The following is a 13,506-nucleotide window of genomic DNA, read 5'->3' as shown; positions in this document are numbered from 1 at the left end:
TTGGCCAGATACATCCACACCTTCGCCACTATGATTATTGGAGCAAAAAGCAGCGCGGAAAAGCCCTGGAACATCCCGGCCTCCTCACGCCCTCCCCTTCCGACAAATCGCTCCCTGCGGAACTCAGAATATCACAATCGATGCGTCCACCATGCGCCAAGCATCGGACAACAAGCTCTCCCACACCCTCCCGCTTCCTCGTTCCAACCTTAAAAAGACCTGAAATCCCATTTGCCGTGGTATAAAGACCCCAAGCAACGAAAGACCCCCTTGGGGAATCAGCCTTCCGGACGGAACACCATTGCCCATAGAGCAACCGGAAACGCAAGAACTGCGCCGCATTCCCCAAACGAAGTGAAGAGGCATCGATGAAAACAACCGCGAAGATCGCATTGATCGTGATACTTGCCCTAGCCGGCATCTCCCTAGCTGCGTTCATGCTCCTGAAATCGCTCACCCCCAATCAGGAAGAGCGCATAGCCTACGACAAGGACAAGCAGGTCGCGCTCATCGACTCGCAGCTTGCCGGGATGGACCTCGAAAAGATCCGCGCGAAAAAAGACCTGATCATGGAGAAATCCATCGAAGACCTGCATGCGGCAATCTCTAAGGGCGAGCTAACCTACGAAGAGCTGACGGCGTTTTACCTGGACCGCATCAAAACGTACGATGCCGGCGAAAAGGGGCTCAACGCAGTGGCGGCAATCAACCCGAAAGCAATGGAGGAAGCCCGCGCCCTCGACGCGAGCCCCGCAGCCCCGACGGGCATGAGGGGAATCCCCGTCCTCGTCAAAGACAACATCAACACGAACACCATGCCGACCAGCGGCGGCACCTACGCGCTCAAGGACTTCACGCCAAGCGACAACGCCGAAATGGTAACCGCCCTCGTCAATAGCGGCGCCATCATTTTGGGCAAGTCGAACCTGTCGGAGCTTGCAAACTTCATGGACACGAGGATGCCAAGCGGCTACAGCTCCAAGGCCGGCCAAACCCACAACCCCTTCAATCCCCTCGAGCTCTCGCCGGAAGGCTCCAGTTCCGGAAGCGGCGCAGCCGTTGCCGCGAACCTCTCCGCAGTGGCGATCGGAACGGAAACCACGGGTTCGATCATCGCCCCGTCGGCGATCCATTCGATCGTCGGATTCAAACCCACGAAAGACGCCATCTCCGCCGCGGGCGTGATTCCGCTGTCATCCACCATGGACACCGTAGGGCCCATGACGAAAAACGTGAAGGACGCAGCCGCTCTCTACAACGCATCCATATCGGATACGTCGAAGGCCGTGAACGAAAACCTCGACGCCGACTTTCTCAAGGGGAAGCGAATCGGCATTGTCGGCAAAGATCCCGACCAGGCCCTTGCCAACAAGATAAAGGCCTGCGGCGCCGAAGCGGTAGCGGTCGAGCTTCCGGAAGAAGGAATTGACAACGAGCACATCATCAACCAGGACTTCAAAAACGACCTCAATCGGTACCTGCAAACCTACAATGCGCCGGTGAAAAGCCTCGCGGAGCTGATCGCCTTCAACAAAGAAGACGAGAGCAGACGAGCAAAATACGGCCAGGACCTCCTTGAAGAGGCAAACGAGGTGAACGAATTCGACAAAGCGAAGGTCGAAGCGATGGTTAAAAAGGCACAGAGCCGAATCGACGACCTGCTTCGCGACAACAAGCTCGACGCACTTGTCTTCTACGACAACGAAGGCGTCCTTCTGCCCGCCGTGGCAGGATACCCCGAACTGACGGTGCCGGTCGACGTTTCCGAAGAAGGCGCCCCCAGAGGAGCCACTTTCATCGGAAGCCAGAACGAGGACGAGAAGCTGCTCAACATCGCCTACAGCTTTGAGCAGAAAACCACCGGGCGCGCGATCCCCCAAAACTACCTGAAGTAGGATTGCCCGCAATCAACGAGCGCCGGATTGCGCCGTTGACGAGCTCCCTTCTTAGCAAACGATAACTGCGCTTCCCAAAATCCCTCAGCGGGCGGGCTTCCTTCTAGCCCGCCCGCACGCGCTGGACACCGCACGCACCGCGAAGCGCGATTTGACGTTTCAAGATCAAATCGTCAAGCCCACGGAAAATCTCCTTGCTATGCTGTGCCTCAATAGGAGCGAATCGCTCTGAGCGAAAACCGCATCGATTTTCGAGCGTTTTCCCAAGACGGTTCGCACGCATTCGAAGGGAAGGGGCTCCTATGTTCTTCTATGAACCGCTTTCGGCAACGGCTTTCATAAGCGTAATCGTCTACCTGGTGTTTCTCATAGGAATGAACGAGCTTTCGCGTCTAAGCAAATGGGTCGGCGCGGCGATGTTCATCGCGTTGCCCATCGTGTTGACGGTGTTCGTATGGCCGAACACCGCCGTCGAGGGAACAGGCGCGGGCACATGGTTTCAGTGGGTGAAAACGTACTCGTGCTTGGCCGGTGCCATTCTGGGATGGCTCATCGTGTACTTTCCCGCGTTTCAAAAGAAGCACATCGTATGCATTCCTCCCATCATCTTCGCCATCAACATCCTGGAAGCGTGCATCCGCGACTTTCAGCTGGCAGGCGTGACGGGCATGGTGGACGGCTACATGGTAGTGGGCGGACCATGGAACGTCATCAACGGTGTGGCGGGCATCCTGAACGCGCTGTGCATCTGCGGGTTTTTCGGGATCATCGTAAGCCGCGGAAAGAAGAAAGACTATATATGGCCCGATCAAATGTGGTTCTGGATCATCGGGTACGATCTGTGGAACTTCGCGTACACCTACAACAGCGTGTCGGACCGTTCCATGTACTGCGGCTTGGTTCTACTGCTCGCCTGCACCATCCCGGCGTTCTTCATCAAGCGCGGTGCCTACGCGCAGCATCGCGTGCGCACCTTGGCCGTCAACATGATCATCACCATGACGGTGCCGTGGTTCTTCTTGCATCCCATGTTCATAGTGCATTCCACCAACAGCCCCGCAGCTCACATGACCATCTCTGTGATCGCGCTTGCGTTCAACGCATGCGTGGCGGTCTATCAAGCGCGCACGATGCTGGCAAAAAAGCGCAATCCGTTCAAACGCGAGCTATTCATAGACAGCTCGCGGTATCGCAGCGTCTACCTTGACAACATCGACGTTCCCGAAGGCGAACGCGAAGCGGCGCTGGCGAACCTGGAACAATTCGGCTATGCCGCGGCTTGGGACGACAAGGGCCGCGTGGAGACGATGGTGACACGTCCGTAGCAACAGCGGCGCAATTGGAACCAGGGCGAACCGTACGCGGCAAGCCACGACGAGCCCTGCGAGCAACAAGGCCCCGGCATCGCGCGATCCAAGGAGGCAATCCATGGGAATCCTGTACCAGGCAAGCGACCCTACGGTGTGGGCCGTATGGCTGTTCGTGCTGTTCGCCCTGATGGCATTCAACGAATTAGGGCGCACGAGCGCATGGGGCGGCGTGGCGCTGTTCATTGCCGCGCCTATCGTGCTGACCGTGTTCGTATGGCCCTACACCGCCGCGCCCGGAAACGCCTACGGCACGGGCAACTGGTTCAACTGGGTGAAAACGTATTCCGCTCTAGCCGGATGCGTGGGCTTCATGGCGCTCAGGTTCGTGAAATGGCGCGGTGCCGACGGTCGGACGCATCACCTGTACGAAAAGCGTTGGGCGCTCTGCTTCCCGCCGCTCATTCTGGCAGTCAATATAGCCGAGGCCGTGGTTCGCGACGTCCAGATGTTCAGTTTCGGATTATGGGACGGCGCCGTGGTCGACCATGTGTGGATGATTTCCGGTCCGTGGAACATCATGAACGCGATAGCCGGCGTTCTGAACATCATCACCATCTGCGGCTGGTTCGGCATCTTTGTTTCCAAGGACAAGTCCGAAGACATGATCTGGCCCGACATGATTTGGATGTGGATCATCGCCTACGATCTGTGGAACTTCGCGTACACCTACAACTGCATGTCCGACCATTCCACGTACACGGGCTTGGCGCTATTGATCGCCTGCACCATCCCCACGTTCTTCACGAAGCGCGGCGCATGGCTGCAACATCGCGCGCAAACGCTGGGACTGTACGCAATGTTCGCCATGGCGGTACCGCAGTTCTACACATTTGCGGAAATTCCCACCACGCACAATCCAACCGCGTTCTTCGCAGTAAGCTTGGTGGCACTTGCCGCCAACATGGCGCTTGCCGCCTACCAGGTTCACCGGATTCGTTCGCGGCATCTTAACCCGCTGAAAGACGAGCTTTATACTGACACCAGAAGCTATAGGGAGGTCGTCGAGGAAAACCGCTGATCCGCTCGTCCGATATCCTCGCGAAAGCGGAGCGCAGCCGCACAACGGCACGCACATGCGGCGACTTCCCAAACGAACGAAGGAGCCGTCATGCCCATGCAGAGCAGCGCGCCCATGCCGGGAGTCGATCCGCACCTGCCGCGTCCCGTCACGCGGCAGGTGCGCGAAAGCGCACGGCTAGACGGCACGGCGGGCGACATCATGCTGGCTGCGCGAGAATTATACGAACGCGCGGGAGTGGCAGCCACCAGCTTGGCCTCAATCGCTCGCGAGGCCGGCGTGAGCCGTAGCCTGGTGTACTATTATTTTCCCGACAAGCAGGCCGTGACTGCTGCCGTATTGGACGATTACCTGGAAGACCTGATTGAAAGCGTGGCCACCTGGAACGAACTGCGCGCATTCGGCGACACGCCCTCCGAGCTGAAGAAATGCGTGTCGGCGTTTCGCCGGGCGCTCTACACCGCATCGGGCCGACCGCGCCCCATGATAACCGTCCTGGAAGAACTGGGCATGCGCGACAAGTTCGCCACACGGGCCGTACGCGAAATCGTCGCATGCATCCAGCGCTACATCGTGTCCGAATACGCGGCATACCGCACCGTCGATATTCAGCTGGTGCCCGAAACGTTCGGATTGCTGCTCTTCGGCCTGGAGGGGATGATGAAAGCCAAACCCGACATCACCGATGACGAGTTGGCGCTGCTCATCGCGCAAACGCTGCACCTGGACATGCGGGTGATGGACCCGCCCCCGTGGCCGGAGCACCCCGCTGCTTCGGAATGAGAAGCGACGACCTTTCCCCGCACAAGGGAAACAAGCAGGAAGGAAAGCCGCTCTTTTGGAAAGTTGGCGACAAACACCGAGGCACATTCGGAAACCGAAGCGAACTCCTTGGCCAGGCGCTCAAAGGTACAGGGAGCGGACAAACTCAACGAACTCAGAATCCAAATTGCTGAGATGACGCGACCTCCGCCAAAACAAATGCAACGGCATTTCTATGGTATTCCCACAGCCGTCCACGATGGGAAGAACAAGCAGGTGCCCGTTTCTTATCGTTCGTCTTGCATGCTGCAAAGGACGTATCACGTACAATTCTCTATCAATGACGAAATCGATGTCGCTATGAGAGCTAACCTGCAAGGGAGAAACGTTCACCGAGCTCCCCTCGGACCGCACGCGCTCGATGAAGAATTCGTTGAAATCCCGCTCCCCCGAAAACAAGACCAATTCACCTTGCACCAATTCCTCAATCGCAACGACGCCTCCTGCGGCGAAGCGCGCACAATGATCGGACACCAAAGCCGCAATGGGGAACTTTTTCAGCAGCAAACCTTCCGATAATCGAAAATCGCCTTTCGACACCACACTGATGCCAAGATCGACTCTTCCCTCGGCAACAGAATCAACTATTGCGTCCCCCTTCATCTCAGCGAAGCTCAGATCGGCCGTTTGATGGGCTTCCTGAAACTCGAGAAGAGCACTGCGGTCGATGCTTCCACCGTTTTCCCTGAAACAGAGGGAATGGATGCCCACCGTAAGGGAGAGGGTTCTCTCCTTCTTGTACTGATCGGCAAGAACCTGCAACCTCTCCAAAGAAAGAAGCGCTTCTTCGGCTTTTTCTTTGAATAATTCGCCGAAGGAGGTTAAGGCTATCCCGTTAGGGCCCCGCTCGAAAAGCGAAACGCCCATGCGGCATTCGAGAACCTGAACCCCCTTGGAAACCGCCTGCGGAGACACGTAAAGCATCTTTGCAGCTTGCGAATAGCTCCCCGCCGAGGCTGCCGCCACAAAGTACTCCAGTTGGCGCATTTCGAATTCAATCAAAGCCCCTCCCTTACCCCAGTGAAACGCGAAGCTTTCAAAACATCATAGCAAAGCACTTGCCCGCTTTCGCTTCATCTATTCAACAAAAAATTGCGCTGCATCAACGCGACATTGAAGCAAATTGTTTTTCGTTGGGCTGCCCAAAGAATCACTGCTTTCCTCAAGGCGCTTGCCGCCTCTATAGTAAATACCCGAAGGTCAATCTGACTGCACGAACTTCGTTGGAGGGTAAAAGAGAGGAAAGCCATGTCGGTAGGAAGAAGAGAGTTTCTCAAAACCATCGGTGTAGCCGGTGCCGCGCTTGCAGGAGGCGCCGCGCTTGCTTCTTGCGCACCTGCGAAGTCGTCTTCGGAAGACACGCAGGGCCAAACGAACAACCTCGATGCTGCCTCGGTTGCATGGGACAGCGAAACCGACGTCTTGGTAGTGGGCACCGGGTTCGCAGGGCTCGCCGCAGCCATCGAAGCAAAAAAAGCCGGCAGCGATGTCGTCATTATCGATAAAATGACGACGTACGGAGGCAACTCGAGCATCAATGGCGGAGACATGGCCGCTGTCGGCACCCCCTTGCAGAAAGAAGCGGGCATCGAGGACAGCGTCGACCTTATGATGGCGGATATGCTTAAAGCCGGAAAATACTACAACCATCTGGATAAAGTGAAAGTGCTTGCAGAAAATTCCGGTGCCGCCGTCCAATGGCTTACCGATATCGGAGTCAAATTCACAAAGCTCAATTTCCATGGAGGCCACTCGGTTCCCCGAACCAACACGACCGAGAATGCAACGGGGGCGGACATCGTCAAGGCCGAAGTCGCCTATCTGGAGAGTCTGGGAGTTGAACTGACGCTCGGCACCAAAATGGAACGGCTCGTCGAGGATGCTTCAGGACGCATCGTCGGTGCCGAAGTTCGCAAAAAGTACAAGTTCGGGCAAGAAAACAGCGGCACCCTGGCTTACATCAAGGCAAAAAAAGCCGTCGTACTCGGAGCAGGCGGATTCTCCCAAGACGTTCCCATGCGGGCTATACACGAACCGCGCCTGACAGACTCCTTTGCAAGCACAAATCACCAAGGAGCAACGGGCGAGGCTTTGAGGGAAGCGCTCAAGCACAAAGCCATGGACGTGCACATGGATTGGATCCAGCTGGGGCCGTGGACCAGTCCCGACGAAGAGGGCTTTGGCTATTGCCCGCAATTTTGCGAACGGCTTGTGGGCTACGGGCTGATGATCGACCCCGCTACGGGAAAACGATTCGTCAAGGAAACAGGGGACCGCAAAGAGCGTGCCGACCTCATGCTCGAGATCAACCATCCCACACTTATCATCGCGGACGCCCCAACGGTTAAAAAGCAAGTGGCCCAGCACATCTTCGAAGGAGGTCTTAAAAAGGGCGTGATTATGGAATTTCAAACCCTCGATGCGATTGCGGACAAGTTTGAAATACCCGAAGAAACGTTCCTTGCCGAAGTCCAACGATGGAACGGCTTCGTGGCCCAAGGAAAGGACGAGGACTTCGGCGCAAAGGTGCAAGTTGGCGCAGAACCGACGCAAACGCCTCCGTATTACGCCGCCAAACTATGGCCGAAAGTCCACCACACCATGGGCGGACTGCATACCACTTTGCAGGCGCAGGTTATCGACCAAGACTTCAAGCCCATTCCCGGATTGTACGCAGCTGGCGAAATAACGGGCGGAACGCACGGCGCCGTGCGCTTGGGAAGCTGCGCGATTACCGATTGCACAGTCTACGGGCGCATCGCCGGGCAAAACGCGGCGAAAGAACAATCGTAAGCCTGCACAAAGATCAAGCACCGAATACGTGGTGACGCCAGAAATAGATCGCGCTCCGGCAGGACATCCGTCGGGGCGCGATGGAAAAAGGGCACCAAGAGGATAGGTTGCACCACCGTGCCCCTACCATGAGCGCTTGCGGTACCAGAAGAATTCCGCCGAAGACAAGAAGGAATACGAATTTCAACCATTTCGAGCACTTCATGCCCAACATGGCAAGCGCTGCAAGCACAAAGCCTGTAGGCGCAAGGCAAAGCATCGCGCATCGGTTCCGCCAATAGGAGCACACGACGGATAAGCCGTGGCCGATCTCCCTTGCATTATCAGCCTCGAAAGAAATCCTATGGCGCCTGCCGCCGCAGGATGCTCCAAGAGGACCTTGCCAAACAGCTCGGCAGCGCTACCGTTTCGAGCGCCCCGGCGGAGCAACAAGAATGCCGACATCGCAAGTCGCCAGCGCCTCAACAGCAAGCTCCTGCTCGGAGCGCAACGCTCCTTTGAACTCAACTCTAATCGACCGGCCCTTGCAACGCCTGCCCCCAAACGCAGGTTGCGCGCCTTATCCGGCCAATCGCTGCAGTTGCCATCCCCTCTTTTGACACGTACGGCAGATTCGACCGCATGATCCGCACGCTCGCAGGCATGTCTTTCGAATTAAGCTTTAAACTGACTTTCGACGTCATGCGTTTGAGCGATGATGGAAACCGCCGCTGATCATCGTAAGTTTGAAACGATGCTCCCATGAACAAGGGTTTACCGTCATGACATGCGCCACTCCGAAGCGGCAACGCAAATCGCATTGCCGAAACCACCAATCGGAACAGAGCCCTGACGGGGAAATAAGCGGTCGTACGATTTGAATCGCGCGCTCGATCCGATGAGCACTGCATGTGCCGACAAGGCGCAGCAAAGCTTGCGAACATCCGTCGCTGCCACCGGCTCGGCGAAAAATGCCCTCATGTGGGCACATCGCCCGATCGCGAACGCTCGACCGCCGCAGGAGTACCCTCCCGATCGCGCGCGATCCGAAACGCACTTACCGCCCGCCGTTAATCATCCTTGTCGAAATCAACCGCAAGCAAACGCGCATTGCCGTCATCGACAAGCGGATAACCCGCCGCAATCCCCGCACTTCCTCAACCCGATCCTCGAAAACGAGCCAGAAGGACCGCGTCTTCAAGCGGCAAAAGCTCGCGACGCGAGCGGTTCGAACACTCGATGCGAGGCTTCCATCGCGCAGACCGCTCCATCCCGACACGCGGCAGCAAAAAACAACTCGCCCCTGGAAGCAAGCGTTACTTCCAGGGACAAGCTTTAGTTCAGGCAATGCGAAACGATCTGCTTGCTTCCTTTAAATTTCCCTCTTCCTCAAAGCCATAGCAAGAACACCGCCCGCCGCAACAACCGCCGCAAGAGCAGGCGAAAGAGGACTGTGATCCCCCGTGCGAACGAGACCCTTGTAGCCCACTGCAGCCCGCTTGCCCTGACCGTTGTCATCAGTTCCGACGTTCTTGCCGGTTTCGGGAGAATCAGGCTTCTCCTCATTTTTGTTAGAGCCAGGATCGGCTATCTCGCGGTCCTCCATGCGCACCACGGACCCGGCCGCGGCGGCCCACCCGTCCCCGGAGCGGACCTCCACGGCGCCCTCGCGCACGCGGAACACGATCGACTCGGCCACCTCGTAGCCCCGCGGGGCGCGCGTCTCCACCATCGTGTAGACGCCCGGGGCCAGCTCCACCGAGCGCGGCTCGGGGCCCGAGACCCACTCGGCCACGGCCTCGCCGTCGGCGGAGCCCCCCTTGACGACCTTGAGGGAGGCGCCCTCCAGCTCGCCGGAGCCGGCCACGGCGGTCTTGCTCATGAGCGCGGTCGCGCCTTCGTCGGCAACGCTTACGCGCAAAGCGACGGTGCGCTGCAAGCTCTCCGAAAGGGCAAAGCTGCCGATGGTCTGGCTTCCCGGAGCAACGAAGCTTATGCTCTTGCCCATGTCCTGCGGCTTGAACAGATTAATAAGAATCTCGTTCTCGCCAAACGAAACCGACTCCGTCGCCTGGATGAAAAGACCTTCGGGCCTCTTCTCCACGCGCAGCCCCTCGGGCACGACGATATCGCCCAACTCGTCGTCCGAAATCACCTTGTCGGACTTCTCGCTTACCACGATCCCCTGAAGAAGTTCCTTTTTGGAAACGGTCAGGGTTCCATCGATCTCGTTTCCATTGAACATGAACTGCGGCACGTACGCCATCTTTTCGCGATAATCCGCCACCTTGTCCTTGATGGACTGCTTCATGCTGTCGATGGTCTGCGCTATTTCGGCAGGCATCTGTTCGGCAGACCCCGAACCGTCATTCTTGACCAAGGCGAACTCTTTGAAATTCGAGTTTCCCAGCTCTTCCCAGATAAGAAGCTGCGCGGCAACGTACCACAGCTTGTTCTGACTGTCGTCGTTGTCTTCGTTGCCGTATCCAAAATGAGAATACAGGCTCATGGTGTTGATCATATCGGAAGTGAGCGTCAAATCCGAGGGCTGGTAATCGCCCATTTTAAGGGGGTCGACCATCACGTCGGCCTCAAGGCAATAAACCGGCTTTTCCTCGTGGCTGATAACAGCCACGGCAACGTAGTTCGTCTTCTTCAAGTGCCCGGGATTCTGCTTGTCTTCGACCATAACCCCCAGCGTGTTTCCCGAGGGGTCCTTCGCATTGATCGCGTACACGTCTTTCCCGTCGAAAATGCTGGTAATCTCAAGAGGGCCGGCTGCAACCCCAACCGCTGAAGCGGGTGCAGCATATACCGGAGACAAGCCTATCAGCGCCATCAGAAGCAGCGCAATTACGGGCATTCTCATTCTTGTCATAAGCAATCCTTACTTAATACGAACGTAAGGCGACAAGACAACCCCCGTCGTCATAGCCGCCCATCTTCCATTTCCGGTCGAATAAATCGACCCCGAATTATGCCAGGCGGAGTCTACTATAGAATTGTTTATACATGAAAGAGTTTATATACAAGCAAGGATAAATGATCCATTGCGTAAACCATCTGCTCTGCACAGAGGCGAAAGCGCCGCGAGCCAATGCAAGCCTCAGCTCGCGGGAACCGCTTCCGCATGCAGGTCAGAGAAGTATTGCTCCGCTATGCGAGCGGACGAAGCGGCATCCTTTGCGTAGTAATCCGCGCCGATGATCCGAGCGTACTCTTCCGTCAAAACCGCGCCGCCCACCATTACGGCAGCACCCGGGACCTCAGCGTGCAAAAGCGCGATCGTCTGCTCCATCGCCTTGACGGTCGTCGTCATCAAGGCGGACAATCCCACCAACCTCGCATGGCACTCCCGAACCCCGTCCACAACCGCTTCAGGCGAAACATCGCGCCCAAGATCGACCACGCGATACCCGTAGTTCTCGAGCAGCATCTTGACGATGTTCTTCCCTATGTCGTGAATATCGCCCTTCACCGTAGCAAGCACGATAACCTGCCCGCGGTCAAGCTCGCTCGCACCCGCCTGGTCTTTGATCACGTCGAAACCGGCCTTGACGGCCTCCGCCGAAGCCATGAGCTGCGGAAGGAAGAACGTGCCTCGTTCGAACCTGTCGCCAACCTCATTGAGCGTAGGAATAAACACGTCGTTGATCAGGGACAGCGCGTCTCGCGACCGCAAAAGGCCCCGCGTCGCATCGGCCATGGGCCCCTTGCGCCCCGTAAGGATCAGCTGCTCGATTGCGCGCACCTCGTCGTCGGCCCCAGCGCTTACGCCGCTCGAATCATCGGCGCTCGGCACCGGCTCCCGCGATCCCTTGGCCGCGTCTTCAGACCCGCCGGCGCTCACGGCATAGCGCTCAACGTACGATGCGGCGTTTTCGTCTTCGCCGCTCAACACGCGAAAGCTCTCTACAACGTCCCGGCAGCGCACGGACATCGGATTGAGGATGGGCATGTCGAGCCCCGCCCCCAAAGCGGCCGCAAGGAACGTCGCCGTCATCAGCTCCCGCTCGGGCAAGCCGAAGCTGATATTCGACACGCCGAGCACCGTGCGCACGCCCAAACGCTCCTTGACCATGCTTACCGCGCGCAAAATCTCGCATGCTTCGCGTTGGTTCGTCGCCACCGACATGACAAGGCAGTCGATGGCGATGTCCTCGCGCGGAATCCCGTGCGAAACCGCCTGATCAACAATGCGCTTAGCCAAGGCGAACCGCTCCTCGGCACTTGACGGAATGCCGTGCTCGTCAAGCGTCAAGCCTACCACCGCGCAGCCGTAGCGCTTCACGATGGGAAGGATGGCCTCCAAGCTCTCCCGCTTCGCGTTCACGGAATTGACGAGCGGCTTGCCCGCATAGCCGCGCACCGCTTCCTCGATGGCGCAAGGGTCGCTCGAGTCGATCTGCAAAGGCAGCGTCGACGTTGCCTGCAGCCTCAAAACGGCGCGCGAGAGAACGTCCGCCTCGTCGAGCTCGGGTAGCCCCACGTTCACATCGAGGATCTTGGCTCCCGCCTCCTGCTGGACAACCGCCTCCCCCACCAGGTAATCGTAGTCGCCGTCGCGCAAAGCGGCCCGCAAGCGCGGCTTGCCCGTCGGGTTTATGCGCTCGCCGATCATCGCGACGCGATGCGCGTCCTTTTCGAGCACCACCGCTTCTTGGGCGCTCGTGACAACGAACGCGTCAACCTTGTCGCGCGGGGCAACCGACCGGCCCTTCGCCAGCCGCGCAAGACGCTCCACGAACACCGGGGACGTTCCGCAGCAGCCCCCGATCACGGTCACGCCCGCGGAAACGATCCCGTCCATCGCGCGCTCGAACTCGTCAGGCTCGACGTCGTATACCGTGCGCCCATCAACAATGCGCGGCATGCCGGCGTTGGGGCGCACCACAACGGGACAGCGCGCGAACCTCAAAAGCTCGTGCGCAACAGGCACCAGCTCATCGGGGCCCAGCGAGCAGTTGACGCCGACCACATGCGCGCCCAAAGCGGAAAGCGTCGCCGCCGCCACCGAAGGAGGCGTCCCCAAAAACGTTCGGCCGTCCTCCCCGAACGTCATCGAAACGAATACGGGAAGATTCGAACAGTTCTTAGCGGCAAGAAGAGCCGCTTTCGCTTCCCGCAGATCGGTCATGGTCTCTATCAGCACGATGTCGCACCCAGCCGCCACGATCGCTCGCACCTGTTCGCAGAACATATCGTAAGCATCGGAAAACGACAGCGTGCCAAGCGGTTCCAGCAAAACACCGAGCGGGCCCATCCCTCCGGCCACGTAGCGCGCGCCCGCGGCACGCGCGCAAGCGGCGGCCGCACGATACACGTCGGCCACCTCCGCACGGCCCTCCAGCTTATGAGCGTTCGCACTGAACGTGTTGGTGGTGACCATTTCCGCGCCCGCTTCAACGTAAGAAGCGTGAACAGCGGTAATGGCGTCGGGATTCGCGAAGTTCAGCAAATCGGGAAGCTCGCCATGGGCAGTCAGCCCCTGCTTTTGAAGCATGGTGCCCATGGCGCCGTCCTGCACAAGAAAGTCCAAGCCTTGCAGCACGCGCTCCAGATGCGCATCCTTGATAACCAAGCCCTCCAAGCTGTCCGGCATGCTCGCTCGCCCATCGTTCGCCATCAT

10 protein-coding genes are annotated in these 13,506 nt (G+C 58.1%); 5 read left to right on the top strand and 5 right to left on the bottom strand.

Features of this window, described 5'->3' with window-relative positions; translation table 11 throughout:
* Positions 1-368 precede the first annotated feature (368 nt).
* The 4 genes from LQE90_RS10045 (at position 369) to LQE90_RS10030 (ending at position 5,066) form a co-directional block, all read left to right on the top strand.
* On the top strand, positions 369-1,895 hold the full coding sequence (locus LQE90_RS10045) for an amidase family protein (protein WP_216529627.1): 1,527 nt from the start codon (positions 369-371) through the stop codon (positions 1,893-1,895).
* A gap of 302 nt (positions 1,896-2,197) precedes the next feature.
* On the top strand, positions 2,198-3,220 hold the full coding sequence (locus LQE90_RS10040) for a DUF5692 family protein (RefSeq protein ID WP_216529626.1): 1,023 nt from the start codon (positions 2,198-2,200) through the stop codon (positions 3,218-3,220).
* A gap of 103 nt (positions 3,221-3,323) precedes the next feature.
* Positions 3,324-4,283: a DUF5692 family protein gene (locus LQE90_RS10035; protein WP_216529625.1), complete on the top strand. Its 960-nt coding sequence runs from the start codon at positions 3,324-3,326 to the stop codon at positions 4,281-4,283.
* 90 nt (positions 4,284-4,373) lie between these two features.
* A complete protein-coding gene (locus LQE90_RS10030; protein ID WP_225749468.1) occupies positions 4,374-5,066 on the top strand; it encodes a TetR/AcrR family transcriptional regulator in 693 nt (230 codons plus the stop codon).
* A 120-nt stretch (positions 5,067-5,186) separates the two neighbouring features.
* Here the strand turns inward: LQE90_RS10030 and LQE90_RS10025 are convergent, their stop codons facing one another.
* The gene (locus LQE90_RS10025; RefSeq protein WP_216529624.1) at positions 5,187-6,107 is read right to left on the bottom strand and encodes a LysR family transcriptional regulator; all 921 of its coding nucleotides are present in this window, start codon (positions 6,105-6,107) and stop codon (positions 5,187-5,189) included.
* Positions 6,108-6,353: 246 nt separating this feature from the next.
* On the opposite strand from LQE90_RS10025, the gene LQE90_RS10020 reads away from it, so the two are divergent.
* Entirely contained in the window at positions 6,354-7,898 is a 1,545-nt protein-coding gene (locus LQE90_RS10020; RefSeq protein WP_225749470.1) for a flavocytochrome c, read from the top strand.
* A gap of 13 nt (positions 7,899-7,911) precedes the next feature.
* Here the strand turns inward: LQE90_RS10020 and LQE90_RS10015 are convergent, their stop codons facing one another.
* The 4 genes from LQE90_RS10015 to LQE90_RS10005 all read right to left on the bottom strand — a co-directional run bounded on the left by LQE90_RS10015 (position 7,912) and on the right by LQE90_RS10005 (position 13,506).
* Positions 7,912-8,187: a hypothetical protein gene (locus LQE90_RS10015; protein ID WP_369412409.1), complete on the bottom strand. Its 276-nt coding sequence runs from the start codon at positions 8,185-8,187 to the stop codon at positions 7,912-7,914.
* A gap of 470 nt (positions 8,188-8,657) precedes the next feature.
* On the bottom strand, positions 8,658-8,858 hold the full coding sequence (locus LQE90_RS12565) for a TOTE conflict system archaeo-eukaryotic primase domain-containing protein (RefSeq protein ID WP_418831147.1): 201 nt from the start codon (positions 8,856-8,858) through the stop codon (positions 8,658-8,660).
* A 391-nt stretch (positions 8,859-9,249) separates the two neighbouring features.
* Positions 9,250-10,755 (bottom strand): SpaA isopeptide-forming pilin-related protein, encoded by a 1,506-nt coding sequence (locus LQE90_RS10010; protein ID WP_216529621.1) that lies wholly within the window; start codon positions 10,753-10,755, stop codon positions 9,250-9,252.
* Positions 10,756-10,983: 228 nt separating this feature from the next.
* Positions 10,984-13,506 (bottom strand): homocysteine S-methyltransferase family protein, encoded by a 2,523-nt coding sequence (locus tag LQE90_RS10005; protein ID WP_216529620.1) that lies wholly within the window; start codon positions 13,504-13,506, stop codon positions 10,984-10,986.

Origin of the sequence: Paraeggerthella hominis, assembly GCF_021044775.1 — a bacterium.
Taxonomy (GTDB): domain Bacteria; phylum Actinomycetota; class Coriobacteriia; order Coriobacteriales; family Eggerthellaceae; genus Paraeggerthella; species Paraeggerthella hominis.
The sequence above is the reverse complement of the archived record's forward strand: the minus strand, read 5'-3'. Positions and strand labels throughout refer to the sequence as shown.

What these genes read in the sequence shown, in the direction of transcription:
- LQE90_RS10045 (WP_216529627.1), top strand. Translation starts at nt 369, where the DNA reads ATGAAAACAACCGCGAAGATCGCATTGATCGTGATACTTGCCCTAGCC.
- LQE90_RS10040 (WP_216529626.1), top strand. Translation starts at nt 2,198, where the DNA reads ATGTTCTTCTATGAACCGCTTTCGGCAACGGCTTTCATAAGCGTAATC.
- LQE90_RS10035 (WP_216529625.1), top strand. Translation starts at nt 3,324, where the DNA reads ATGGGAATCCTGTACCAGGCAAGCGACCCTACGGTGTGGGCCGTATGG.
- LQE90_RS10030 (WP_225749468.1), top strand. Translation starts at nt 4,374, where the DNA reads ATGCCCATGCAGAGCAGCGCGCCCATGCCGGGAGTCGATCCGCACCTG.
- LQE90_RS10020 (WP_225749470.1), top strand. Translation starts at nt 6,354, where the DNA reads ATGTCGGTAGGAAGAAGAGAGTTTCTCAAAACCATCGGTGTAGCCGGT.
- LQE90_RS12565 (WP_418831147.1), bottom strand. Translation starts at nt 8,858, where the DNA reads ATGAGGGCATTTTTCGCCGAGCCGGTGGCAGCGACGGATGTTCGCAAG.
- LQE90_RS10010 (WP_216529621.1), bottom strand. Translation starts at nt 10,755, where the DNA reads ATGACAAGAATGAGAATGCCCGTAATTGCGCTGCTTCTGATGGCGCTG.
- LQE90_RS10005 (WP_216529620.1), bottom strand. Translation starts at nt 13,506, where the DNA reads ATGATGGCGAACGATGGGCGAGCGAGCATGCCGGACAGCTTGGAGGGC.